A 24372-nucleotide genomic window follows, 5' to 3' on the forward strand; every position below is an offset into this window, starting at 1 on the left:
TAGATATTTAATAGAAAATTAATTCGTTTTACTATTATTCGTCTATAAATTAAAATTATAATAGTTAAAAGATTTTGTCAATAGATAAAAAGTGAGCACTAGTAGTAATGCAGTAAATTAGATTATAGTGCTGTTTTGGCTTAGTTATGGCATAAAATCAATCGCTTTTGATTTTAGGTGAGAGGAAGTAAGATGCATGAAAAATGTAGGATTTCGAATTTACAGCAAAGTAGTTAGACCACCAAGAGAGCTGGTAGAAGGATTTAGTGGAATACCAGTCGCAAATATCGCAGATAACATGAATCGGACATCATGCATGGACGCGAGAATTAGAAATATGAACGGAACGCCACTTTTGGGAACTGCATTCACAGTAAAATCCAGACCCGGAGATAACCTGATGTTAAATAAAGCAATTGATATGGCTGCTCCCGGTGATGTGATAATCGTAGACACTGCTGGTGAAACAGGAAATGCAATTACTGGTGAGATGATGATTACCTGGGGACAACAAAGGGGAATCGCTGGTTTCATTATTGATGGAGCGGTTCGTGATGCTGGAGTCATAAGAAAAATGACTTTTCCCGTTTACGCAGCGGGAGTAACCCCGAAAGGACCATATAAGGATGGACCTGGCGAAATTAATGTTTCAATATCATGCGGTGGTGTTGTGATAAATCCGGGGGATATAATTGTCGGTGATGAAGATGGTGTAGTCGTTATTGATCCTAAAGATGCACCGGAAATTCTGGAAAGGTCCAAAGCAACGGTACTGAAAGAAATGGGGATGATGGAATCCATTAAAAGCAAAACATGGGATAGGACATGGGTAGATAAAATACTACACGATAAGGGATGCGAGTATATTGACTGAGCAAAAATGTAGCCCAATAGCTCACATATGCATGAAGACTTTGTAATTTTGACTAGTAAGAATAAGGCGATTTAATAGTAAGGAGGAGAAAAAATGTCTCAAAACATAGCAGATATAGAAACAAAAGCCATAGCAGGAAAACCTACTAAGTTTCGATGGGTTGTTGCAGGACTTATTTTTTTGGTATATACAGTGGCTGCCGCTGATCGTGCGAATATGGGAATGGCCTTGCCGTTTATCAGGAGTGAATTCCAGATGAGCAACACAGAGGCAGGAGCTCTTGTCAGTCTGTTTTTGTTAGCGTATGCGATTGCCCAGATACCTTCTGGGTTTGCATTTAGTAAGTTTGGGGTACAAAAAATATTTTCATTAGCAATGATTATGACGTCTATTTTCACAGGGCTCATAGGAACTTCGAGTTCACCTCTCATGATGAAAATATATCGCTTCGGACTGGGATTAGCAGAAGGACCGCTACCGATTGGGATTACATCTACGATCAATAATTGGTTTCCGCCAAGAGAAAAAGGATTTACAACAGGTCTTTTCCTTTCCGCAGCTAAGTTTGGCCCAGTATTGGTTCCACCGCTATGTGCTCTAATCATCCAAATGTCCAGTTGGCATTATATTTTTTACTTATTTGCTTTGCCAGGTATATTCCTCTCTATCATTTGGTACATTTTAGTGAAGAATCATCCGTCGGAAAGTCCATACTGTTCTCCTGCCGAATTGAAGTATATTGAGTCTGAACAGAGTGATCGAAAAACTGTGGTACAAAAGAGACCATACACGCTTAAATGGTTAGATCAATTGATTCGGGCAAGAAAAGCGGATCCTTTAGACACCAACTCCGGGATATTCCGCTCTTGGGATATATGGGGAAGTACCCTTGGTTACTTCTTTATGATGGGTATTACTAATGTGTTATTGGCCTGGATTCCCACTTATTTAGTAACTGTTAAACACTTCACGATTATGAAAATGGGTTTTGTTGCCTCGGCTCCCTGGGTAGGAGCGGTAGTGGGGAATATGCTGGGTGGGTGGTTTTCAGACAAGGTGATAAATAAACGTCGCAAACCCCTCATGATGATGAGCTCATTGTCCACAGCTTTTATGATGTATGCATTAATAAGTGCGCCTAACGATCCAGTTTTTCTTGGCACGCTTTTGTTCATGACGGGTATCCTAATGAATTTCGGCTTTTCAGCCTATATGGTATATCCTATGGGTCTGACGACTAAAAAAACATTTCCGATTGCTGGTTCTGTAATTAATACTGGCGGGCAACTTGGCGGCGCCTGTGCTCCGCTAATTACAGGGATGATTCTCGATGCATACAGTTGGGATGCGGTATTCATGTTTTTAGCCGCTAGTTCTTTTATGAGCCTATTGATTATTTCGACAATAACTGAACCCGTCGAAGATCCTTTAAACACGTAACCTGTAGATACTTATAAAACAACCCAAGAGTCACATAAAAAAGGACTCTTGGGTTATTTTTACGGAATCAGAAAGTATAACACTTTCTTGATTCCAAGTAAGAACGACCAAGGCTTCTGCCTGCGTCTGAGGACTTGGCCTAAGCCAAGTCTTTTCTTATATTGCAATATCCGTGGGTATTAAGAACTTATTTTTTTCGCATTTCTATTAGTGAGCCGATATATAATAGCCACTTTTTTTCAATATAGGTATGATGCGAACAGCGGTAAGGGATATTATCACACTTAAAATTAAATCAGAAGTTATGTAGGGGAGGAAGCCAGCGCCGATGGCTGCCTGTAGTGTCATCTGTTTATGTAAGTAGAAATTTACGATGAGATATAAATAACCTACACCACATAAATAAACAAGAAGTAATCCGAGGAGTACTGAGCTAAATATTTTCATGAAACTTATTGTAGTAAAATTTTGAACCAATCGGCCTACTGTATAGGAGCAGGTCATGAAACCTAAAAGATAACCAAAGGTTGGTTGTAATATATAGGTTGGACCACCACCACTAGCAAAGATCGGAATGCCCATTAACCCGATACTTACATATAGTAATTGTGAATAAAGACCCTTGCTTCCACCTAAAAAAATCCCTGAATAGGCACAAAATAAGAATTGCAGTGTAAAAGGTACAAGGGGCGTAGGAATTTTTATAAATGCTCCTACTGCAGTTAATGCGGCAAAAATTGAAATTAAGATCATTTCCCTAAGTGTCAGTTTCATAAAAATTTCCTCCTATCCATTTGAATCTTTATATATAGTTTATAATATCTTGGACTAAAATGTAAACCTAATTATTGAAAATGGTTTACAATGGTCATAAGCAAAAATAATAAATATAGGTGGAAGTTCTATGGTACTCCCTGGCGTAGTCAAAAGTAGTATTACATTTTAAGGTTCAACTTGCAATTATTTATTGCAGTTGAACCTTTTCGCGCGTAAGAGTTCGGTGAGGGCGGAAATTAACCCTAGTATGTTTACATTTTTGTTTACCTGACGTGGACTGGTAATGTACTATTAACTGGCAAGTGAATCTTCTCTGAGAGAAAGACTATCATGGTAAAAAAAGGTGCGTAAAAAAGGTAAGTGGGTGAGTAAAAGTGTAAATAGAATCAAAAATAGTAACAAAATTCTGAAAAAATCAATAAATTCAATCTAGGAATTATGTGGTCCAACAGGTGCTAGTACCCAAATTAACCACCATATGGCATGGATATTGCAATAATAATAGACAGGAGGGTTAGATGGTGAAGAGAAAGCTTCGAAGTATTATTTTAAAAGAAGATAAAAAAGAACCACTTACGGATATGCAGTTAGGCGAAAAATTATTGGTAAGTAGAGAATATATAACTTCATTACGTAAAGAATTAGATATTTTAGATTCTCGAGATCGTAAAAAAAGATACATATGTGAAGAGATTGTCCAACTTCTCCAAGCGAATAAAACCTTATCTTATCGTGAAATCACAAGCACAATAAAGGCTAGAGGATATAAATTATCCCGTTATCTTGTGGTCAAATATTTAGAAGAAATCAAAGAAGCGAACAACAATCTTTGTGAAATCAAGCGAGATGTAATTCCAAAGGAGATGAAAGATAGCCGTCCTGAAAATCTAAAATATACATCCTTCGAAAATCTAGTTGGCGAAGGTGGAAGTTTAGAAATTCAAATACAACAAGCGAAAGCAGCAGTGCTATATCCGCCCAATGGTCTTCATTGCTTAATTTTAGGAGAAACAGGTGTCGGAAAAAGTGAACTTGCTGAAGCCATGTATAAATTTTCGGTTGAAAGTGGCAGATTGACAAAGGATTCACCTTTTATTGTATTTAACTGCGCAGACTACGCAGAGAATCCACAACTCCTTATCTCTCACTTATTTGGGAGTCTAAAAGGAGCTTATACAGGCGCATTGAGTGATCGAAAAGGCCTAATTGAACAAGCAGACGGAGGAATATTATTTTTAGATGAAGTACACCGTCTCACATCTGAGGGGCAGGAAATGCTATTCCAGCTGATAGACAAAGGATGTTTTCGAAGACTCGGAGAGTCTGATTGTACTAGGCAGGCGCAAGTTCAATTAATCGCCGCCACAACTGAAAATATTGAAACATCCCTGCTAGCCACATTTAAAAGAAGAATTCCTATGATTATTGAAGTGCCTTCTTTAAATACAAGACCCTTAAATGAAAGGTTAAAATTAATTAAAAACTTCTTTGGCTATGAATCAACAAGAATGAATGCGCCAATCCACGTCTCCTTAGATGTCATGAAATCCTATTTATTATATGAATGCTTTGGTAATATAGGACAGTTGAAAAGTGACATACAGGTTGCTTGTGCAAAAAGCTTTTTGACTTACGTAATGGAAAAAGAAGAATGCGTAAAAATCGATGTACGAGATTTGAATCTGCATGTTAAAAAAGGTCTAATGAAAATAAATAGCATGAGGACTGATATCGAAAGTCTCGTGTGGCGGGATTTTAAGTTTAGTCCAAAACAATACAATAAAATGGTTGAAATTGAAAATGATCTCTATAGTTTTCCAAAAGAATTTTATAGTGACATCGAAAAAAACTATACAGAATATGCCAAGCAAGGTTTAAATACAGAGGAAATTAACCAAATTATTGGGATTGAAATAGAAAGAAGATTACAGAATGTCATCAAACATGTAAAGGACAACTTACATCCATTATCTACGGATGAGATTGCGAAAGTGGTAGGCGTTGAGATTATTTCCTTAGTAGAAGAGCTTTTGAAACTTGCAGAAAATACGTTAGGGGAAATGGACCCTTCCATATTTTATTGTTTAGCAATTCATCTGAATGCCACTTTTAATCGCGTTAAGCAAGGTCGAGAAATTATTAACCCTAATCTAGATGAAATAAAAAGAAAGTATGGCATTGAATATGCAGTTGCTTTGGAAATGGTACAGCATATAAAAAAATACTATGGAACAAATCTACCAGAAGATGAGGTTGGATTTATTGCTTTATATCTAAGAGGTAATAAACAGGAAGAGGAAGCTAAAGTTGGTATTGTTATTGTTACCCATGGAACTGTGAGCATCGGTATGTTGGAAATTGCCAACAAGCTGCTGAATATGAACCATGGAAAAGCAGTTGTGATGACATTAGAAGAAAATCCTAGTGACGTATTAGAACGGCTTACGACGGTTGTAGAAGAGGCAGATGAAGGAAAAGGCATTGTAATGCTAGTAGATATGGGTTCTTTATTAACATTAGGAGAAATGATTTCGGAGAAAACAGGCATCTATATAGAGACAATTGATCGCGTAGATACAGTGATGGTCATTGAAGCGATTCGGCGGAGCATTTTACCTGGTGCCACTAGCAAAGATGTCGTCTATGCAGTAGAAAATTTGAATTATACCTTTAAGAAGGCCAGAGTTGATAGCAAAGTCTTAAAACGGAAAAAAGCGATTATCACCGTTTGTTTAACCGGCGAAGGAGTTGCACTGCAATGCGGCAGTCATTTGAAAAAAATATTTGGCGAAAAATTAAATAATATCGAATTGATTCACATGGGGGTTATTGGGAAAAGAGACCTACATAAACAAATACAAGAAACGATAAGTACCTATGAAATTATTGCGATAATTGGAAGTATAGATCCAAAATATCATGGAATTCCCTTTATATCATTAGAAGCGTTATTTAACCAAAGTGGTAAAAATCAAATGTTTAGCCTAATCGAACATCACAATAAACAAGGCGGAATGATAACACATAGCGGCCTGATTCCCAAAGTAGTAAAGGATGCTAAGTGTATCATGTTGACGGAAGAGCATGATAAAAAACAAGTACTTAAAAACATTTGCAATACGTTACTACAAGAAGGGTACGTAAGAGCTGGCTATTACGAAGCAGTTATGGAGCGAGAGAATATGGGCAGTTATATCATAAACCAAAAGGTTGCATTGCCCCATGCCGATAGCAGCTACGTAAATCATCCTGTAATTGTTGTTGCAAAAACAGCGAAACCAATTTTCTGGGATGATGAAAACAAAGTATCATTGATTTGTTTATTAGCGTTAGATATAGATGGTAAAGATGGTGTAAGATTTTTATTCAATAAGTTTAACAATGAAAAATTTACAACTAAAATTGGGCAAGCACAAACAGAAGAAGATATTAGGGAGGCACTACTAAATGAGTCATATTAATTTTGATGAAACACTCGTTTTAAAAAATATAGAAGGCGAAAATAGTTCAGATATTTTGAAATATATGGCAGCAAATTTATATAACCAAGGTTTTGTGAAAGCAAGTTATGCGGAAGCCGTTGTCGCAAGAGAAAAGAAGTTTGCTACGGGGTTACCTACTGGCGGATATGGAGTTGCCATTCCTCACACAGACATTGAACATGTAAATCAATCGGCTATAAGTGTTGGAATTTTAAAAAAACCAGTGGATTTTGGGATTATGGGGGAAGAAACTGAAAAAACTCCCGTAAAATTGGTGTTTATGTTAGCTATGCATGATAGCCATTCCCAACTAAGTATGCTACAAAGTCTAATGGGTATTTTTCAGGATGAGGAAGTTTTGACTTATTTAGCAACGGAAGAAAGTGAAGCTAAAATTAAAGATGAAGTTGTTAGTAAGTTAAATTTATCTATTGTGAAAGGGGGTGAACAAAAATGAGTACGAAAAAAGTAGTTTTAGTTGCTTGTGGGACTGGTATCGCAACATCTACAGTTGTTTCAGATGCAATAGAAAAAATGGCAAAAGAAAACAAGATTCAGGTTGAAATTATTCAATGTAAGGTGACCGAAGTTCCTGCATACGAATTAAGGGCAAATTTGCTTGTAACGACTACCATTGTTTCCAAGCAGTATCCTTTCCCAATCATTAATGCGAGAGCTTTCTTGACAGGTATTGGCTTAGATAAATTAAAAGAGCAAATTTTAGAAGAGCTTAAAAAATAAAAAAAGAGGAGGTATTATTGTGGATATCGTTCAGATATTTCAAGCATTCTTAGGGCTGGGACCAACGGTTATTTTGCCAGTTGCAGTTTTTTTACTAGGAATGGCATTTGGGCAACCAGCAAGTAAGGCCTTTCGGTCAGGTTTAATTATCGGCGTAGGTTTTACGGGTATCTTTTTAGTTGTTGATTTACTGGTTTCCAATCTTGCACCTGCAGCCCACGGTATGGTATCACGGTTTGGTGTACAGTTAAATATTATTGATATTGGCTGGCCAGGGGCTGCAAGTATAGCATGGGCCTCTCCTATCGCGGCATTTATTCTTCCCTTAGGTTTATTAGTTAATGTGATTATGCTGGTTACAAAAACAACAAAAACAATGGATATCGATCTTTGGAATTATTGGCACTTCACTTTCATGGGAGCATTTGTATATTCTGCAACTGGAAGCTTAGTACAAGGCTTAGTAGCAGCGGTTATTTTTGAAATTGTCGTTTTAAAAATCGCAGATTGGACAGCACCGATGCTAGCAAATTACTTTGAATTACCTGGGATATCTGTACCAACAGGTAGTACTGTATCCTATGCAATTGGGATCCCATTAGTAAGGCTAGTTCAAAGAATTCCAGTAATCAAAGATTTGCATGCAGATCCGGAAACAATTCAAAAAAGATTTGGTGTATTTGGTGAACCACTATTTATGGGTGTATTCTTAGGAGTTGTGCTGGGTGCATTAGCAGGATACCCTGCAGGGCAAATCATAAAAGTTGGTATGGCAATGGGTGGCGTTATGGTACTAATGCCTAGAATGGTAAAAATTTTGATGGAAGGTCTTATCCCGCTTGCTGAGTCTGCGCGTACTTTCCTGAGCAAACGATTTGGCGATAGAGATATTTATATTGGTTTAGATGCTGCCGTTGCTATTGGGCATCCTTCCGTAATCGCAACTGCTTTGATCTTAGTGCCAATAACCATTGCTTTAGCTGTAGTGTTACCTGGAAATAATGTATTACCTTTTGGTGACTTAGCAACCATTCCATTTATCGTTTGTTTTATCGTCGGAGCAGCAAGAGGGAATATTGTTCATTCCGTACTTGTTGGTGCTGTTGTCATAGCAATGAGCTTATATATGGCAACAGATGTGGCAGCCTTCCATACTCAAATGGCAGTAGATGCACATTTTAAAATGCCAGCAGGGGCAACGACTATATCCAGTATCGACCAAGGTGGTAATGTCATTCACTATGTAATTTATAAAGTGTTTACACTATTTCATTAAGACGATTGTTTGATATGGAAATCACCATCTTGGGCTAGCATGAAAATGTAGCCGAAAAATGCTAGCTCAAGATACTGATTATGAAATTAAAGGTGGGGGGCAGATATAATGTTAGCATTAGTAAAAACAGAACTAGGTTATGGTAACTTACATGTTATTGAAAGAGAAGAACCGAAAATGGGAAAAGACGAAGTTAAAATTTTAGTAAAGTACGCGGGTATCTGCGGCTCTGATGTGCATATGTATGAAGGGAGATATAAGGTAAGCGCTCCTGTTACATTAGGTCATGAGTTCGCTGGTGAAGTTGTAGAAGTTGGTGAGAATGTAACGGAAGTGAAAGTCGGTGAGCGGGTTACCTCTGAAACTACCTTTTATATCTGTGGACAGTGCAAATACTGCAAATCAAAGGATTATAACTTATGCAAAGACCGTAAGGGTTTAGGAAACCAACAAGATGGGGCCTTTACCAAATACGTAGTAGCCCGTAAAGAAAGTATACACAAACTACCTGAAAATGTAGATTATCAATCAGGTGCTCTTACCGAGGCATTGGCTTGCGCGCACCATGCAGTGACTAAAAGTACAATAAGAAAAGGTGATGTTGTAGTTGTCCTGGGGCCTGGTCCCATTGGACTGTTTGTAGCACAGATTGCAAAAACCTACGAGGCGAAAGTAATTATTACTGGACTAGAGAAGGATAAAAGTCGATTAGAAAAAGGAAAAGAGCTAGGGATTGATGTTACCGTTGATATTCAAAACCAAGATATAAAAGAGACTGTAAATGAATTAACGCAAGGATATGGTGCGGACGTTGTTTTTGAATGTACAGGTGCCCCTCCTTCTGTAAACTTTGGCTTAGATCTTTTGACTAAAAAAGGACAATATGTTCAGGTTGGGATTTTTCCAACAGCAGAAATTCTTACAGATTTTGAAAAAATCATCCAAAAAGAACTTTCAATAACTGGATGCAGGAGTCAAAGGCCGAGTGATTGGGAGCCATCCTTACAGTTTATGAATGATAATAGTGTAAATGCAAAGGCGTTGATATCTCATCAATTTAATATTACGGAATGGGATAAAGCATATAGAGCGATAAAAAGCGGGGAAGCCATTAAGGTAGTTTTAAAAGTAGAATAATCCCTGAAAAGAGTTTGATGATACAAAAGTATAAGTAGGATTTAATGCAAGTTAGCTGTTACTAAAGTAAACTGATACAGTTAGGCCTAGCTGTTAGATTATTAGGAAGTCTGTTCTGAGCTCAGTATCTATTCTTCTAAAGTGATAAAAGTACATTTAATTTAGAAAAAAATGAGCCAACTAAATGTATAAAATAACAGAATATTGTGAATTGTTGCTTTGGTATTTTATATATTGTGATGGTTCTTTTATAAAAAAATTCAGGTGTAGATTAGCCAAATGGTAAGGACTAGAGAAATAAGCATACGAGGTGAATAAAAAATGAATGAATTATTAATGAAAAACCCAGAAGAGATGGCAGGCTTAACCTTTCCTTGTTCCTGTGGCAGAACTCATAGCATTGATATCAATGGTGTCCGCATTGGTAGCGGTATCCTTTCTGATATTGTGAAATCTATACAATCCTTGCCAAGTGGTACAGTGTTATTTATTGCAGATAGTAAGACCTATGAGGTGGGGGGGCGGAAAGTTGAATTCATACTTTCTAAAGACTTTGCTTTAGAAAAGGTGATTTTTTCTAACAATCATCTTCACCCTGATGAAGCTGCAATGGAACAATTAAGAGCTGCTATTAATCCGAACATGACAGCGATTGTAGTTGTTGGTTCTGGTACATTAAACGATCTTGCTCGTTATCTAAGCTATGAAACAAAGATTCCCTATATCGTGGTATGTACTGCGCCTTCTATGGATGGATACGCTTCGATGGTTTCACCACTGATTACTAAGGGCGTTAAAGTTACCTATTCTGCCGTTTATCCATACTGCATAATTGCGGATATTGCTATCATGAAAGAGGCTCCCTTTCATATGCTTCATGCTGGATTTGGTGATATTGTGGGAAAATATAGTGCGCTAGCCGAGTGGAAATTAGCCAATATTATCAATGATGAATATTATTGTGAAATTACAGCGGCGTTAGTGGAAAAAGCTATTGGGCAATGTGTTTCTAGTGCTGCTGGGATTATGGTAAGGACGCCAGAAGCCATCCGTAGTATCATCGAAGGTCTAATTTTATCTGGCATGTGTATTGGAATGATAGGAAATTCCCGGCCAGCTTCTGGAGAAGAGCATCGATTGTCTCACACGTGGGAGATGCTAGCCCTCATGCGTGGGCAAGAAACATTTTTACATGGCAACCAAGTAGGGATAGCCACTGAAATTATCATTCATGTGTACGAATATTTAGCTACAGTGGATATTAATAAAGTATATGCAGCTGGGAAGTTTCGGTCTCTTACTCGGGAAAAATGGGAGAATAATATAAAACAATTATTTGGTGATATTGCCCCTCAGATTATTCAACTAAAGGCAGCAGATATGAATTTTGACGAAACTGCTAGGGAGAAGGCAGCACAAAATATTGTACAAAAATGGGGTACGATCAAAGAAAGTGTACTCCAAATGTTGCCTTCAACGGATTCCTATCACGAAATGATGGAAACTGCAGGCTGCCATCTTACTCCTCGGGATCTTAAATTAGATAGAGAGTCATTTCGTTTAAGTTTACTTACATCAAAAGACATTCGCCAAAGATTTGGGTTATTTCAAGTTCTCGAAGACATTGGAATCTTGGATGAAGTAGCTGAAATGATTACTTCTATCTACTACTCATAATTGCTGGCGACAACATTTTATAGAGGATGCAAGACGGATGGGTTCGTGATTTCAGAGTAGAAGAATCGAAAGTGAGGCTTTTTATGAAAACGGATGGTCTTGTTGATTTGATCGACTATACATTACTAAGTCCTACTGCAACTAGAGAAAACATTGCGGATTTTTGTAAAGAAACTATAAAATACGGATTTAAAACTGTATTTGTAAATCCATACTATGTTTCCTATGCAAATGAGTTTTTAAAAGATAATGATGTTAAGGTTGGTGTGCCTATTGGTTTTTCCCTGGGCGGCGCTACGACAAAAACAAAAGTAGCAGAAACCGTAGATGCAATAAAAAATGGTGCTAGAGAAATCGATATGCTGATCAATTTAGGAGCTTTAAAGTCGCAGGAATATAGTATTGTCAAATATGATATACAAGAAGTTGTAAAAGCTTCTCAAGGGTTAATAACTAAAGTCATTATAGAAACAGCGTTACTAACAAGAGAAGAAAAGATGATTGCTTGTAATCTAATTATGGAAGCAGAAGCTGATTTTGTTAAAACAGCTACAGGATTTAATGGTGGTGGTGCCACAGTGGACGATGTTGCTTTGCTAAGAGCAACTGTTGGCAAAAATTTTGGTGTAAAGGCTGCTGGTGGCATTAAAACCTATGAAGACGCTGTTAATATCGTAAAAGCAGGAGCAAATCGAATAGGAACGAGTAATGGAATTAAAATCATTACAGGCAATAACAGTCAAGGCTCTTTCGAGCAATCGTATTGAAAGGGAAAATAACCATTCAAGAAAGGAGACAATTTAATGGACGAAAAGAAAAAACTGAAGATGATTATAGGCAGTGATCATGCAGGTTTTACGTTGAAAGAGAAAATTGTTTCCCTATTAAAAGACTTAGAAATAGAAGTAGAAGATGTAGGAACATTTTCTACAGAACGTACAAATTATGGACCTATTGCCCAATTGGTAGCCGAAAGGGTAGTTAATGAAAATATAAAAGGTATTTTAATTTGTGGCACGGGAATAGGAATGTCCATTATGGCGAATAAAGTAACAGGGATCCGAGCAGCGGTAGTGCACGATATTTTTTCGGCAGAAGCTACAAGGGCACATAATGACTCTAATATTTTATGTATGGGGGAAAGAGTCATTGGCAGTGGCTTGGCTATAGAAATTACAAAGAAATGGATTACCACCCAGTTTGATGCAGGTAAGCATGCGGAACGAATACAGTTCATTAAGGATTATGAATCAGAATAAGATAATCATCTTTTAGTTAAAAGAAAATATAGGGGGCATTTTTTTATGGAATCAATGAAAATATATGCGAATCAACTACGAATACACATTATAAATATGTTAACAGAATCAGGTTCAGGTCATCCAGGTGGTTCACTATCAGCAGCAGATCTTTTGATCTATTTGTATTTTAAAGAAATGAATATTGATAGTGAAGACAAAGATAATCCGAATCGTGATCGGTTTATTTTAAGTAAAGGACATGCAGCTCCCGTATTGTATGGCACCCTTGCGATGAAGGGATTTTTTAGTCTTAATGAATTGAAAAACTTACGGAAAATGGGAAGTTTTCTCCAAGGGCATCCTGATATGAAAAAAGTACCAGGCGTTGAAATGTCAACAGGATCTCTCGGACAAGGTTTTTCTGCAGCAGTTGGTGTCGGACTAGGCTTTAAAATAGATAAAACAACAAATAGAGTATATACATTACTAGGAGATGGGGAGCTACAAGAGGGCATTGTGTGGGAAGCTGCCATGGCTGCCAGCCACTATAAACTAGATAATCTAGTAGCTATTGTTGACAATAATGGTTTACAAATTGATGGTACTAATGACGAAGTTATGAAAGTAAATCCTTTAAAAGAAAAGTGGGAAAGCTTTGGCTGGAATGCAATTGAAATTAATGGTCATTGTTTTAGTGATATGGAAAAAGCATTTGCTGCAGCAAAACAGAGTAAGGGCCAGCCAACAGTAATTATTGCAAAAACAAGTAAGGGAAAAGGCATTTCCTTTATGGAAAACCAAGTAGGCTGGCATGGGGTAACACCATCACAAGCGGAAAGAATTAAGGCTATCGAGGAATTGGAAAAGAACAACAGATAATGTAAAACTGCTTTTATCAGAGCTTATATAGATTGCTATAGAATGGGATTATGAGGAGGAAAAATAATGAGTATTGCCACAAGAGAATCTTATGGAAATATATTAATAGAATTAGGGGAAGAAAATAAAAATATTGTTGTTTTGGATGCAGATTTATCAAAATCAACAAAAACAGCGGGATTTGCTAAAAAGTTCCCAAAACGATTTATTAATGCGGGGATTGCTGAACAAAACCTAATGGGAATGGCAGCTGGGCTGGCTACAACTGGGAAAATCGCTTTTGCAAGTACATTTGCCGTTTTCGCTACCGGTAGAGCTTTTGAAGTCATTCGTAATTCCATCTGCTATCCCAATTTAAATGTTAAGGTTGCAGCAACTCATGCGGGAATTACTGTGGGAGAGGATGGTGGATCTCATCAATCGATTGAAGATATAGCCATTATGAGATCATTACCGAATATGAGAATTATAGTACCAGCTGATGACATTGAAACGAAACAGGCTGTTAGAGCCGCAGCAAATATGAAGGGACCTATATATATAAGATTAGGGCGGCTTGGAGTTCCTGCTATTTTTGATGAGAATCATACTTTTACTTTTGGCAAAGGAAATTTGCTTAAGGAAGGGCAGGATATCACAATTATCGGTACTGGTTTAATGACGAGCAAATGTCTAGAGGCTGCAGAGTTGTTAGAAAAAGAGGGAATCCATGCTAGAGTTATCAATATTTCCACCATTAAGCCAATTGATGAGGAAATTATTATTCAAGCAGCAAAGGAAACAAAGCGGATTATAACAGTGGAAGAACATTCGATTATTGGTGGCTTGGGTAGTGCCGTTTGTGATGTAGTGTCGGCTTATTGCCCTGTACAGGTAGTGAAGATTGGTATTAATGATACCTTTGGTGAGTCAGGAAAACCTGAAGAATTATTAATAAGGTATGGATTAACTGTTGATAACATTTATCATACAGCGCAAAAAGTGATAGGTAATAAAAATAAATAGTACCTGTTATGGTTAGGAAGGGAGGCCTGAAATGTGAAGAAGATAGGAGTGTTAACCAGTGGAGGAGATGCTCCAGGTATGAATGCAGCCATTCGGGCCATCGTTAGAACAGCCATATCTCATAACCTAAATGTCGTAGGAATTGAAAGGGGCTATACTGGTCTTCTCAATGGTGAGATAAAAGAACTGCAAATAGCATCGGTTGGGGATATTATTCATCGAGGTGGAACCATCCTTAAAACCTCACGATGTGAAAGAATGAAAACGGATGCTGGTATTGATGAGGCAATTTGTATATTAGAAAAGAATGAAATCGATGGACTCATTGTAATCGGCGGAGATGGTTCTTTTCAGGGGGCAAATAAACTGGGGCGTAGCAATATAAAAGTTATGGGAATTCCAGGTACGATTGATAATGATTTAGCATACACCGACTACACAATTGGTTTTGATACGGCAGTTAATACCGTGTTAGATGCCATCAGTAAAATAAGAGATACTTCTATGTCACATGAGAAGGTAACTATTATCGAAGTGATGGGCAGACACTGTGGAGATATAGCCCTCTATGCAGGTCTTGCTGGAGGAGCGGAAAGTATCTTAGTTCCAGAAGAAAAGTATGAAGTGCATAAAGTTTGTGAGAAAATGCTGCAAGGCAAGAAGCGTGGAAAAGCTCACAATATTATTATGTTGGCAGAAGGTCGAGAATCTGCTGCAGAGTTACAGAAAGAAATACTTAACCATACAGGTATCGAATCAAGAGTTACGGTTTTAGGATATCTTCAAAGAGGTGGGATTCCAACGGCTGTTGACCGAATTTTGGCAAGTAAGATGGGGGCGAAGGCAGTTAGCTTGCTAATGGATGGAAAGTCCAATCGTGCAATCGGCATAAAGGATAATCATTTGATTGACATAGATATTATGGAAGCACTTACTAAAAGGAAAGTATTCGATCAAGAAATGTACAGTTTATCTCAAACATTGTCAATATAAATAATGCCCTATCCGATAACAAGAGAAAATTAGAAGAGATTGCATTGCAGAGAGGCATGAGAATTAAAGATTTTAGATCATGGTAATACAAAAGGCGAAGAGAGCAATCTTCGTCTTTTGTAGTTAGTAAGTATACGTCTAAAACTATTTCAAATCGAGTAAATTTAAATAATAATGGGAAACAGAGGTGCATAGTATTGGAAAATAAAACAGCGGTAAAACCACACGTTATAATTATTGGTGCTGGTTTTGGTGGAATACGTACGGCACGGGCATTAGCAAAGAGCGGCGTCAAGATTACGCTTATCGATAAGTATAACTATCACCTATTTCAGCCGTTACTTTATCAAGTTGCCACTGCTGGGTTATCAATTGATGATATTGCATACCCAGTGAGAGCTATTTTTAGAGAACAAAAGAATGTAGATTTTCGTTTGGCTGAAGTGATAGCTGTGGATTTTGAGAATAAAGCTGTTACTATGAATACAGGTACTCTTTGTTATGATTATTTGGTCGTGGCAGCAGGCGGAATGACTAATTATTCTGGTATGGTATCCTTGAAAGAGCATTGTTTTGGTATGAAAACCATTGATGAAGCTGTTGCTATTCGTAATCATGTCTTACGTATGTTTGAATTGGCTGCTCATGAAAAAGACGGTGACAAACGCCGGGCGTTGTTAACCTTTGTTATTGTCGGTGGCGGTCCTACAGGCGTAGAGTCAGCAGGTGCTTTATCTGAACTTATTTATCATGTAATGATTAAAGAGTATCATACCCTTAATTTCAAAGAAGTGCGTATTATGCTGGTTGAAGCTTCCGATAGACTATTAGCAGCTATGCCAGAAGAACTGGGTGATATTACAGTGGAGACTTTAATTGGTAAGCATGTAGAGGTACGAATGTGTGTGCAGGTTACTGGGTATGATGGTGAACGTATGACTCTAAAAGGCGGAGAAATTATTCCTACATACACCTTAATTTGGGCAGCAGGGGTAAAAGCGAATGAACTGGTGGGAAAATTAAATGTGGAGCAGGCTAGTATGGGGCGGGCTATTGTAAATGACTATTTGCAAATACCTAACCGTCCTGATGTGTTTATTATAGGTGATTCGGCACAATGCATGCAGGATCAAAGACCCTTGCCAATGGTTGCACCTGTTGCAATGCAGCAGGCTGAAATTGCTGCTAAAAATATTTGTGGTTTGATTCGTGGTAAGAAACTTAAAAAATTTGTTTATAACGATGTAGGAAATATGGCCACAATTGGGCGTAATGCTGCAGTTGTTCATATGGGAAAATTTAAAATACATGGTTTCCTAGCTTGGGCTATATGGTCATTTGTGCATATTTTACGTTTAATTGACTTCCGCAATCGCGCTGTGGTTTTTGTAAAATGGATTTGGGATTACCTAGTATACGAGCGAATTGTGCGTATTATCACCCGTCAGTAAATCTTGACAAAATCAAAACATATTGTTATTATAAAAAAAAGTGTATATGCACCTATGTTATTCTATCTTTATAAAGGTTGTGGATTACTATGAAACCTATTACAGAACAAGTTCCCAAACCTTCTAGCCTGTGTAACTGCCTAAATATTCGGCGAGGATCTCGGGCAGTAACCCAATTTTATGATAAAATTTTAGAACCAAGTGGTCTTAAAATTACCCAATTATCCTTATTACGACATGTGGAGCAGCTTGAACCAATTGCAATTAGCGAGCTAGCTAAGGCGATGCGGATTGACCGTACTACATTGAACCGCAATTTGAAACCATTAGTGGATGCTGGGCTACTGGTCATTCGTCCTGGAAAAGACCCCCGCGTAAAAGAAGTAATATTATCTGAAACAGGAAAAGAGATTACAATAAAAGCTTGGCGACTGTGGGAAGAGGCACAATCTGCATTGAAGGAATATCTCGGTGAAGAAGATCTAACTACCTTGGTTAAGCTAATGGCTAGATTAGAAGCGTTGGGACAATGAAATTTTGCATAGTATTAAAATTCTTTCGGCAAGGCTGGAGATAAAAAAAGGTCTACCAGCATTTTTCTTATCGACTTGGGTGTATATACACGTAAATGTTCATTTTAAGATTATTTGTGATTTTGCCCTTTTTTAAGATAAGAGTCGATTTTTCGAGGTACAGGTATTTAAAAATAATATAGGAGTGATATTTGATGAAGGAAAAAATTCAAGAGTTTATTCTAAATTTGGGTGTTGATGATGTTGGGTTTGCAAGTGTAGATGATTATAAAAGCCCCAAATCCTATGAAATTACCAAATTTCGTCCTGATGCAAAATCAATTATTGTGTTAGCCTTTCAAGTGTTATCAAACTGTGAGAGTCCAAGTCTGAGTGCTGCTTTAAATGGCTATTTGGACTTAGGAGCCTTTGCCAGGACAGCCAGCTATCGCGTTGCGCGATTTTTAGAGAGCCGCATGGGAGCAAAGGTGGCGACTATACCCTTATCATCCCCTTATGAAATTCATCAAGATAGAAAGGCAATTGCTGATTTTTCGCACCGGCATGCCGCTGTTGCCGCGGGGCTGGGATCTTTTGGACGCCACAATCTAGTCATTCACCCTCAGTTCGGTACCAGGGTTAATTTTGTCAGTATCGTTACGAACCTTGCAATCGAGCCGTCAATAAAGAGTAATAAGGATTTCTGTATCCATTGCAATCTTTGTGTAAAGAATTGTCCCGGCAATGCTCTAGAGGAAGCAGGGAGAACAAACGTGATGAGATGCGTTAAGCATTCGCTGCCTTACGGCATTGGAACAGATATAACTTTTTGGGCTCAGCTTGTTGCTGCTTCACCAGAAAAGCAGAAGGAAATGCTCATGAGTGAGGAATATGGCAGGTTACGCCAGGCTGCGCATCTAGGAAATCAGTATATGTGCTTCAACTGTATGAAATCATGTCCTGTAGGTCTATCTAATAATAATTAGGAGGAATATAATATGTCACTTACATCGCAAATTAAAGAATTTGCTTTAGACCTTGGGTATAGTAAGGTGGGAATTATTCCTGCTGACGATTTTCAGGAGTACATCGATGAATTAACGAATCGAAGCGAAATGTATGCATTTTATATCCAATCACCTTACCGCCCATTGAATTCTGCTAAACCCCGTTCTGTCATGCCAACGGCAAAATCAATCATTACAACAGTCTATGACTACTCACAAAAGGAATTCCCAAAGAAATTGACAGATATAATGGGACGGGTTTATCAAGCTAGATCTTATAATGCGCCCCCTGAGCATGTTAATGGTGCTCGGACCCAATTAATGCGAGAGTTTTTGCGCAAACTTGGCTGTGAGGTAGGCGAGAATATTATTTTGCCAGAAAGATTGGTTGCGGCAAAGGCCGGTATAGTGAATTTTGGTAGAAATAATTTTGCTTACGCCGAAGGGATTGGTTCTTTCATCTATTTAACATCCTTCCTGGTAGATCAAGAACTTGAATATGATAGTCCTACGGTTGAAATAGGGTGCCCCAAAGGATGTTCGGCTTGCATGAAAGCTTGTCCTACGCAAGCTATATATGAGCCAAATAAATTGAATCCGAGCCGCTGCATCCCATTCAATACATTTTTCACACAAGATGGTATGGCTGGTAGTTATATTCAGCCTGAAATACGGGGAAAAATGGGAACAAAGGTATATGGTTGCGATATTTGCCAAGAGGTGTGCCCTCGCAATCAAACAAAGATAAAAGCCAAATTACCAGAGGATGCCTTTCTGTCAAAAGTAGCGAAAGATTTTAGTCTTGCTAACATGCTCAATATGACAGATGAGTTTCATGCCACAAGAATTCAGCCCTTAATGTTCAACTATGTAAAAGAGAGAAAATATTTACAGCGTAATGCAGCGATTGCACTTGGCAACTTAGGCGACCCATCATTTGTCCCAGATCTTGCAGTTGCTATGGAAAATAAAGAAGAGTTAGTACGAAGTTATGCTGCATGGGCTTTAGGTAAAATAGGTGGTAAACAGGCTCGCCAAACCTTGAAGGAAAGTCTTAATCGGGAAACGTCAACTGCTGTAAAAAAAGAGATTGAAGCAGCATTGTCTATTTTATAGTAAAAAGAGCACCTACTTATATAAGAAGTAGGTGCTCTTTTTACTTGATGTTTAAAGACTGAGTGATAATTTTGTTGTCTTTCTTCTACATGAAAAGGTGAAAGGAGAGCTGTCAAAGTAAAGTGTAGTAAGATTAGACAGTACGTTGAAAATCGATATCTTTTAGGAAGTTAACAAATGCTTTGCCTACCCTTGTGTCTAGTGAATTCTGCTGATAAATCATTAATGATTTTCGTAATAGTGGATTTCCTATAGTATCAGTCATAGTGATTTTTTGTACATTATCTGCTTTATGGACGATTGTACTTGGTATAAATGCATCCTAAGCCATTTAAAACCATATATTGTGAGAAAAATGGTAAAATTAAACTAATATTTGACAATAATGATTATCCGTAGTATGATGTTTTTAAATTTATTGTCATTAACTAAATTTAATAAAGAAGCAAGATATTTGACCGCCACGAAATTGATACAGTAGATCTGCTAGATGACAGACACGAATCGTACACGTAGGGGTTTTTATTATTCTTAAGCAGCATGTGTTGATTAGTTGCTTGGTGAACCTCATACAAAAATTTAGGTAGAGGTACAGGGAAAAATAAAATGGGGGGATAAAAAATGAAACATTTTGGCTTACGTATTTTGTTGGTATTGAGTTTACTAATAGGATTTGGGACGACTGGTTCCGTTTGGGCTGCGACATCTAATGAAGCACCTTCAGCTAATATAAAGGTTGATCAATGGGTAGGGAACAGTTTCACATTTCTAACTTTACCTGCTGAGAAGCAAGCTGCTGGGTACGAAATTTTTAAAGTAGATCAAGCTACTCAGGGATTGAAGGGAGATAACTCTGTTCGTATTCCTTATGCGCAGCATGTAGGAAAACAAGTTAAAGTAACTGAAGTAGTACCTTTTGCAGCTGGCTATCATCAGCAAGAGTATATGGTTTATATGACGGTAAAAGATACGGGAGAGAAGTTGGTTGGGCGAACTATGCGTGGGCAATTAGAAGGACTGGTGTTAACTTCCGATCTAGATAATGCACGTCAGCAATTTTTAGGAAAGACTATTTATCCAAAGTTCAGAGAGTTATCTGGGCTATATGACCCATATGAAACGCCGGTGACTGTAGCTACTATCATTGGTGCTCCTGTGACTGTGGTTGATGTGTATGCAGGTAATCAGTCGCAAGAACCTATTTGGTTGATTGTTTCAGTGAATGGTGAAAAGGCGATATTACCGATTGCATATAGTTGGACTAATATCCCAGTTCAATCTTGGACCCAGACTCCTCCTTGGCAGGATGCATTATTTACCGAAGATCCAAGGATTAGCCTCGGCTGGTCTGGTGATTTGTGGAGTAAAATTGAAAAGGGAATTGTAGAAGAAGGCATGACCAAAGGGGAAATTCTTCTGAGTTGGGGCAAACCAGTTCGCATAGAAGAAGATGATTCAGTTTGGATTTACGGTACTAAAAAACTTAGTTTCGATGGTGATGTACTAAATTCCATTGAAACTTTCTCGGAAAGTAAATAATAAAAAAGCAGGCTATCTTCCTATTGGAAGAGTAGCCTGCTTTTGTGCGAATCAGAAAGTAGAACATTTTCTTGATTCCAAGTAAGAACGTCTAAGGCTTCTGCCTGCGTCCGAGGAATTGGCACAAGCCAAGTCTTTTCTTATGTAAATAGCGGCCCTGCTTGAGAGAAGGGCTGCTATTTATATACCGAAACTTAGTAGTCCTTCTCTATCTATAAAAGAAAAGGAAGTTTGCGGCAACAAGGGTGATTAAGGCCCCAGCCATAGGAATGGCGGTCCGTTTGACTACATCAAAGGGTGATACGTTACCCATACTGGAAGCAACTACGATAACCGCAGTAATTGGTGACATTGTGCGGGCAGCACTTGCTGCAAAGTGCATGGGTAGTAGCATAACCACTGGTGCAATTGACATTTTGGCGGCAACAGTGGGAGTTAATGCTGCAAAGGCAAAGAATGGTGCATTGCCCGAGCCCATAACTACTGATGAAATGGCGATGATGCTGATCATAACGAGAATCATGCCGATAGCTCCAAAGCCTGAGCTTTGAGCGGAAGCGATGATGGCGTCGATGGTGCCGATGGTAGTAAGACCTTTCGCGAAGGTTTCACCAGCTACAATTAGCGTGATAACATTGGCCATCTGCATACCTAGGCCATCGAAAAAAGATTGAATATCTGCAAGGACTTTTTTCCCGTCCCGGTAACGGAAATATTCAAAAATCATACCGATAGCCACACCAATAAACATGGCTTTAATGATATCCATTTTAATCCAACTAATCCAAAGGCTACTGAAGATCAAGATTAAAGCCAAAGGCAGGGCTGGCAGTATTGCGTAAATCATCGGCGGCAATTTTTCATCCGTTTCAGCTTCGGTAAAGGTAGTCGCTTGGACGACATGGCCTTCACGCTTGTCAAACCATTTTTGTACAAAGAAATGGAGTACTGCAACCACTGGTATTACTACGGCTGCTATGGGAATTTGGTAATTGGTCCAATAGATTACTGGATCAATACCGGCAGTGACAGCAGATAGAATCGTGCCTGTATCACTGGGGCTCCAGTCCAAGCAAAGGGTAGTAGCAATAACCGCAGTAGCAGATAAGCGACTAACGCCAAGGCTGATGAGGACGGGGAACATAGTAACCATGAGTAGCATTGCTAGGCCAGAGGCACTGTTGATGCATAAGCCTAAAAGCATTCCTACTACCCACGCGGCGGACATAACAATATATGGGGAGCGAAGGGCCAATAATGGTTTGATTGTCAGTTTAACTAAAGCCTTACTGGCACCGATATGATCCATGTAGCGGGCAAAGCCACCCACTGCCATGATATTAAGACCTAGACCAGCTGCACGAGAACTAAAAGTTTGCTTGATAAATTCAAATGCATCAAACAGAACTAATCCCGTACTCTCTTTAACTGGTAGGATTCGCCCGAGACCAAGGGCTACTGCTGCAAACATAAGAATTAATCCGGCGATAAACAGAACAGGTTGTGGTTTATACTTTTTAACAATAAGGAAACCTACCCAGAAAGTGACGATTAACGAAAGAACAATATTCAAATATGTACCTCCTTTATTGATGAAGAATAAGGTCTGACTGCTCCATGCCTCCTCTTTGCTTGACTTTTCTGCTGTTTTTCTATTACCCCAAAAAAAATAATATAATTTCTTGTAGCAAGATAAGCAAAATAGTGATAGCGGGATGCAAGCTTGCAGGACTGTTCTCCTACAAGAGACACTTACACAATATTATATTAGACATATTCTGAAAAATCCCTCTTTTTAAAATATTGCAAATTCAACATTTATAGTATATAGTTTTCAGAGGAGATTGCCTAGTTACTGATTAGTAGATAATCATTCATCCAGAATATTACTTAAATATTACTACGAATCATGATAGAATAATAAGGTAACTATAGAGCAGTGATTTGACAAAATACATAGTAACTATAGGGGGATTGATGATGATAGATAGTAAAAAAGTAAAAGAAATTGTTGCTAATTATTTACCTGATTTTATTAACGAGTTAGAAAAATTGACTAATATTGATTCTGGTAATGGTGATGCAGAGGGTACTGATGCTGTTGCAAAAATTGTAGGAGCAAGATTGGAAGCGCTTGGAGCAAGCGTAGAGTATCGAAACAATCCAAGAGCTACTCACACAATTGTACGCTTTACAGGCAAGGGCTCGTTACGACTATTATTAATTGCTCATGTAGATACTGTATTTGAAAAGGGAGAAGCCCAGAAACGTCCATTCAGAGTGGACGAGAATCTGTTTGCTTACGGACCTGGCGTAGGGGATGATAAAGCAACTGTTGTCCAAACGATTTATTCAATGCAAACTCTTAAGGATTTAAATTATGATAATTTTAAAGAAATAATCCTCTATTATAATGGTGAGGAAGAAGGTGGGTCATCGACTGCTGAAGAGATTGTTGCAGAACTTGCTCAACAAGTTGATATGTGTATTATAATGGACACTGCTCGCCCTAATTGGGGGATTGTGACGCAACGCAAGGGTAGTGCTAATTATGAAATTCAAGTTGAGGGCATTGCAGGACACCATGGAAACGCTTCTCAGATTTCAGCAAATGCTATTATGGAGCTTGGGAATCAAATTAGTTTGTTATATAAGATGGCTAGTCCCTTATCGGATGATCCTGGCAGCCTTACAATGGAGAAACTAAAAGAAAAAGGTATTCAAGACCATGGCCAATTTATCCCAGAGAACACGATCAATGTAGGTGTAATTGGCTCAAGTAATCAAAAAATTAACTCGATTCCTAAAGATGCCTTCGCTAAAATTAATGTTCGCTGTTTCAGTGTTGCAGAACAGCAACGTCTAGATCAGGAAATAAAGGATCTTCCCAATAAAACCGTTGTTCCTGGAACTAGAGTTACTGTGACTGGCGGTATCAAGACAGGTCCAATGGAAAAAACACCACAGGCACAAATACTAGTTGATATGTTCAAAAAGATAGTAAAACGTGAGTATAATGCTGATGTTGTTGAATGGATAGCTGGTGGATTAACCGATGGAAATCGAGCTGCCAAATATGTTCCTACAATTGATGCCTTAGGTGTAGAAAACTATGATGAACATACGGATCATGAGTCTGTTGATCTAAAAACTGCAGTTCCTCGCACTGTGGCATTGGTTTGTTTTATTCTTGAATTAACTGGGAAGTGGCCTGAGATTAAGTAA

At 38.2% G+C, this 24372-nt stretch carries 21 protein-coding genes; 19 read left to right on the plus strand and 2 right to left on the minus strand.

Translation table 11 applies throughout. The features are described 5' to 3' along the window. The first annotated feature begins 196 nt into the window (after window positions 1–196). A complete protein-coding gene (locus tag QSJ81_RS19840; RefSeq protein ID WP_285719076.1) occupies window positions 197–874 on the plus strand; it encodes an RraA family protein in 678 nt (225 codons plus the stop codon). A gap of 93 nt (window positions 875–967) precedes the next feature. Continuing rightward, entirely contained in the window at window positions 968–2314 is a 1347-nt protein-coding gene (locus tag QSJ81_RS19845) for an MFS transporter (protein ID WP_285719077.1), read from the plus strand. A 207-nt stretch (window positions 2315–2521) separates the two neighbouring features. Here QSJ81_RS19845 and QSJ81_RS19850 read toward each other — a convergent pair whose 3' ends face one another. Then, on the minus strand, window positions 2522–3088 hold the full coding sequence (locus QSJ81_RS19850; protein WP_285719078.1) for a biotin transporter BioY: 567 nt from the start codon (window positions 3086–3088) through the stop codon (window positions 2522–2524). A gap of 524 nt (window positions 3089–3612) precedes the next feature. On the opposite strand from QSJ81_RS19850, the gene QSJ81_RS19855 reads away from it, so the two are divergent. The 16 genes from QSJ81_RS19855 to QSJ81_RS19930 all read left to right on the plus strand — a co-directional run bounded on the left by QSJ81_RS19855 (window position 3613) and on the right by QSJ81_RS19930 (window position 21147). Then, window positions 3613–6552: a sigma 54-interacting transcriptional regulator gene (locus tag QSJ81_RS19855; protein ID WP_502929672.1), complete on the plus strand. Its 2940-nt coding sequence runs from the start codon at window positions 3613–3615 to the stop codon at window positions 6550–6552. After that, complete coding sequence (locus tag QSJ81_RS19860) at window positions 6539–7030, plus strand: PTS sugar transporter subunit IIA (RefSeq protein WP_285719080.1); 492 nt, start codon at window positions 6539–6541, stop codon at window positions 7028–7030. The genes QSJ81_RS19855 and QSJ81_RS19860 overlap by 14 nt, the downstream gene beginning before the upstream one ends. After that, window positions 7027–7314, plus strand: coding sequence for a PTS sugar transporter subunit IIB (locus QSJ81_RS19865; protein WP_038673585.1), 288 nt, complete (start codon window positions 7027–7029; stop codon window positions 7312–7314). Before QSJ81_RS19860 ends, QSJ81_RS19865 begins: the two co-directional genes overlap by 4 nt. A gap of 19 nt (window positions 7315–7333) precedes the next feature. Next, window positions 7334–8590 carry a PTS galactitol transporter subunit IIC gene (locus tag QSJ81_RS19870; protein ID WP_285719081.1) on the plus strand — a complete coding sequence of 419 codons (1257 nt, stop codon included), beginning with the start codon at window positions 7334–7336 and terminating at the stop codon, window positions 8588–8590. A 108-nt stretch (window positions 8591–8698) separates the two neighbouring features. Further along, the gene (locus QSJ81_RS19875; protein ID WP_285719082.1) at window positions 8699–9727 is read left to right on the plus strand and encodes a zinc-binding dehydrogenase; all 1029 of its coding nucleotides are present in this window, start codon (window positions 8699–8701) and stop codon (window positions 9725–9727) included. Window positions 9728–10048: 321 nt separating this feature from the next. Next, window positions 10049–11404, plus strand: a complete 1356-nt coding sequence (locus tag QSJ81_RS19880; protein ID WP_285719083.1) for a sn-glycerol-1-phosphate dehydrogenase — start codon at window positions 10049–10051, stop codon at window positions 11402–11404. 83 nt (window positions 11405–11487) lie between these two features. Further along, window positions 11488–12171 carry a deoxyribose-phosphate aldolase gene (gene deoC / locus QSJ81_RS19885; RefSeq protein WP_285719084.1) on the plus strand — a complete coding sequence of 228 codons (684 nt, stop codon included), beginning with the start codon at window positions 11488–11490 and terminating at the stop codon, window positions 12169–12171. A gap of 36 nt (window positions 12172–12207) precedes the next feature. Continuing rightward, complete coding sequence (gene rpiB, locus QSJ81_RS19890) at window positions 12208–12663, plus strand: ribose 5-phosphate isomerase B (RefSeq protein WP_285719085.1); 456 nt, start codon at window positions 12208–12210, stop codon at window positions 12661–12663. 45 nt (window positions 12664–12708) lie between these two features. Then, a complete protein-coding gene (locus QSJ81_RS19895; protein ID WP_285719086.1) occupies window positions 12709–13524 on the plus strand; it encodes a transketolase in 816 nt (271 codons plus the stop codon). Window positions 13525–13590: 66 nt separating this feature from the next. Next, a complete protein-coding gene (locus QSJ81_RS19900; protein WP_285719087.1) occupies window positions 13591–14529 on the plus strand; it encodes a transketolase family protein in 939 nt (312 codons plus the stop codon). A gap of 33 nt (window positions 14530–14562) precedes the next feature. Next, window positions 14563–15522, plus strand: a complete 960-nt coding sequence (gene pfkA, locus QSJ81_RS19905) for a 6-phosphofructokinase (RefSeq protein ID WP_285719088.1) — start codon at window positions 14563–14565, stop codon at window positions 15520–15522. 197 nt (window positions 15523–15719) lie between these two features. Next, window positions 15720–16973: an NAD(P)/FAD-dependent oxidoreductase gene (locus QSJ81_RS19910; protein WP_285719089.1), complete on the plus strand. Its 1254-nt coding sequence runs from the start codon at window positions 15720–15722 to the stop codon at window positions 16971–16973. Between the two features lie 89 nt (window positions 16974–17062). Then, window positions 17063–17506 (plus strand): MarR family winged helix-turn-helix transcriptional regulator, encoded by a 444-nt coding sequence (locus tag QSJ81_RS19915; protein ID WP_285719090.1) that lies wholly within the window; start codon window positions 17063–17065, stop codon window positions 17504–17506. A gap of 194 nt (window positions 17507–17700) precedes the next feature. Next, a complete protein-coding gene (locus QSJ81_RS19920) occupies window positions 17701–18471 on the plus strand; it encodes a 4Fe-4S binding protein (RefSeq protein WP_285719091.1) in 771 nt (256 codons plus the stop codon). Between the two features lie 12 nt (window positions 18472–18483). Beyond that, window positions 18484–19608, plus strand: coding sequence for an epoxyqueuosine reductase (locus tag QSJ81_RS19925; protein WP_285719092.1), 1125 nt, complete (start codon window positions 18484–18486; stop codon window positions 19606–19608). A gap of 621 nt (window positions 19609–20229) precedes the next feature. Further along, window positions 20230–21147, plus strand: coding sequence for a hypothetical protein (locus QSJ81_RS19930; RefSeq protein ID WP_285719093.1), 918 nt, complete (start codon window positions 20230–20232; stop codon window positions 21145–21147). Between the two features lie 208 nt (window positions 21148–21355). Here QSJ81_RS19930 and dcuC read toward each other — a convergent pair whose 3' ends face one another. Then, window positions 21356–22720, minus strand: coding sequence for a C4-dicarboxylate transporter DcuC (gene dcuC, locus QSJ81_RS19935; RefSeq protein WP_285719094.1), 1365 nt, complete (start codon window positions 22718–22720; stop codon window positions 21356–21358). Between the two features lie 404 nt (window positions 22721–23124). Here dcuC and QSJ81_RS19940 point away from each other — a divergent pair, with 404 nt between their 5' ends. Next, window positions 23125–24372 carry a M20/M25/M40 family metallo-hydrolase gene (locus QSJ81_RS19940; RefSeq protein WP_285719095.1) on the plus strand — a complete coding sequence of 416 codons (1248 nt, stop codon included), beginning with the start codon at window positions 23125–23127 and terminating at the stop codon, window positions 24370–24372.

Origin of the sequence: Pelosinus sp. IPA-1 (assembly GCF_030269905.1) — a bacterium.
Lineage (GTDB): Bacteria > Bacillota > Negativicutes > DSM-13327 > DSM-13327 > Pelosinus.

Excerpts from the sequence above, each read along its gene's own strand:
- QSJ81_RS19865 (WP_038673585.1), top strand. The coding sequence starts at position 7,027 with ATGAGTACGAAAAAAGTAGTTTTAGTTGCTTGTGGGACTGGTATCGCA.
- QSJ81_RS19930 (WP_285719093.1), top strand. The coding sequence starts at position 20,230 with ATGAAACATTTTGGCTTACGTATTTTGTTGGTATTGAGTTTACTAATA.
- QSJ81_RS19880 (WP_285719083.1), top strand. The coding sequence starts at position 10,049 with ATGAATGAATTATTAATGAAAAACCCAGAAGAGATGGCAGGCTTAACC.
- QSJ81_RS19875 (WP_285719082.1), top strand. The coding sequence starts at position 8,699 with ATGTTAGCATTAGTAAAAACAGAACTAGGTTATGGTAACTTACATGTT.
- deoC (WP_285719084.1), top strand. The coding sequence starts at position 11,488 with ATGAAAACGGATGGTCTTGTTGATTTGATCGACTATACATTACTAAGT.
- QSJ81_RS19920 (WP_285719091.1), top strand. The coding sequence starts at position 17,701 with ATGAAGGAAAAAATTCAAGAGTTTATTCTAAATTTGGGTGTTGATGAT.
- QSJ81_RS19895 (WP_285719086.1), top strand. The coding sequence starts at position 12,709 with ATGGAATCAATGAAAATATATGCGAATCAACTACGAATACACATTATA.
- QSJ81_RS19900 (WP_285719087.1), top strand. The coding sequence starts at position 13,591 with ATGAGTATTGCCACAAGAGAATCTTATGGAAATATATTAATAGAATTA.
- QSJ81_RS19860 (WP_285719080.1), top strand. The coding sequence starts at position 6,539 with ATGAGTCATATTAATTTTGATGAAACACTCGTTTTAAAAAATATAGAA.
- QSJ81_RS19850 (WP_285719078.1), bottom strand. The coding sequence starts at position 3,088 with ATGAAACTGACACTTAGGGAAATGATCTTAATTTCAATTTTTGCCGCA.
- QSJ81_RS19840 (WP_285719076.1), top strand. The coding sequence starts at position 197 with ATGAAAAATGTAGGATTTCGAATTTACAGCAAAGTAGTTAGACCACCA.
- QSJ81_RS19845 (WP_285719077.1), top strand. The coding sequence starts at position 968 with ATGTCTCAAAACATAGCAGATATAGAAACAAAAGCCATAGCAGGAAAA.
- QSJ81_RS19925 (WP_285719092.1), top strand. The coding sequence starts at position 18,484 with ATGTCACTTACATCGCAAATTAAAGAATTTGCTTTAGACCTTGGGTAT.
- rpiB (WP_285719085.1), top strand. The coding sequence starts at position 12,208 with ATGGACGAAAAGAAAAAACTGAAGATGATTATAGGCAGTGATCATGCA.
- QSJ81_RS19915 (WP_285719090.1), top strand. The coding sequence starts at position 17,063 with ATGAAACCTATTACAGAACAAGTTCCCAAACCTTCTAGCCTGTGTAAC.
- QSJ81_RS19940 (WP_285719095.1), top strand. The coding sequence starts at position 23,125 with ATGATGATAGATAGTAAAAAAGTAAAAGAAATTGTTGCTAATTATTTA.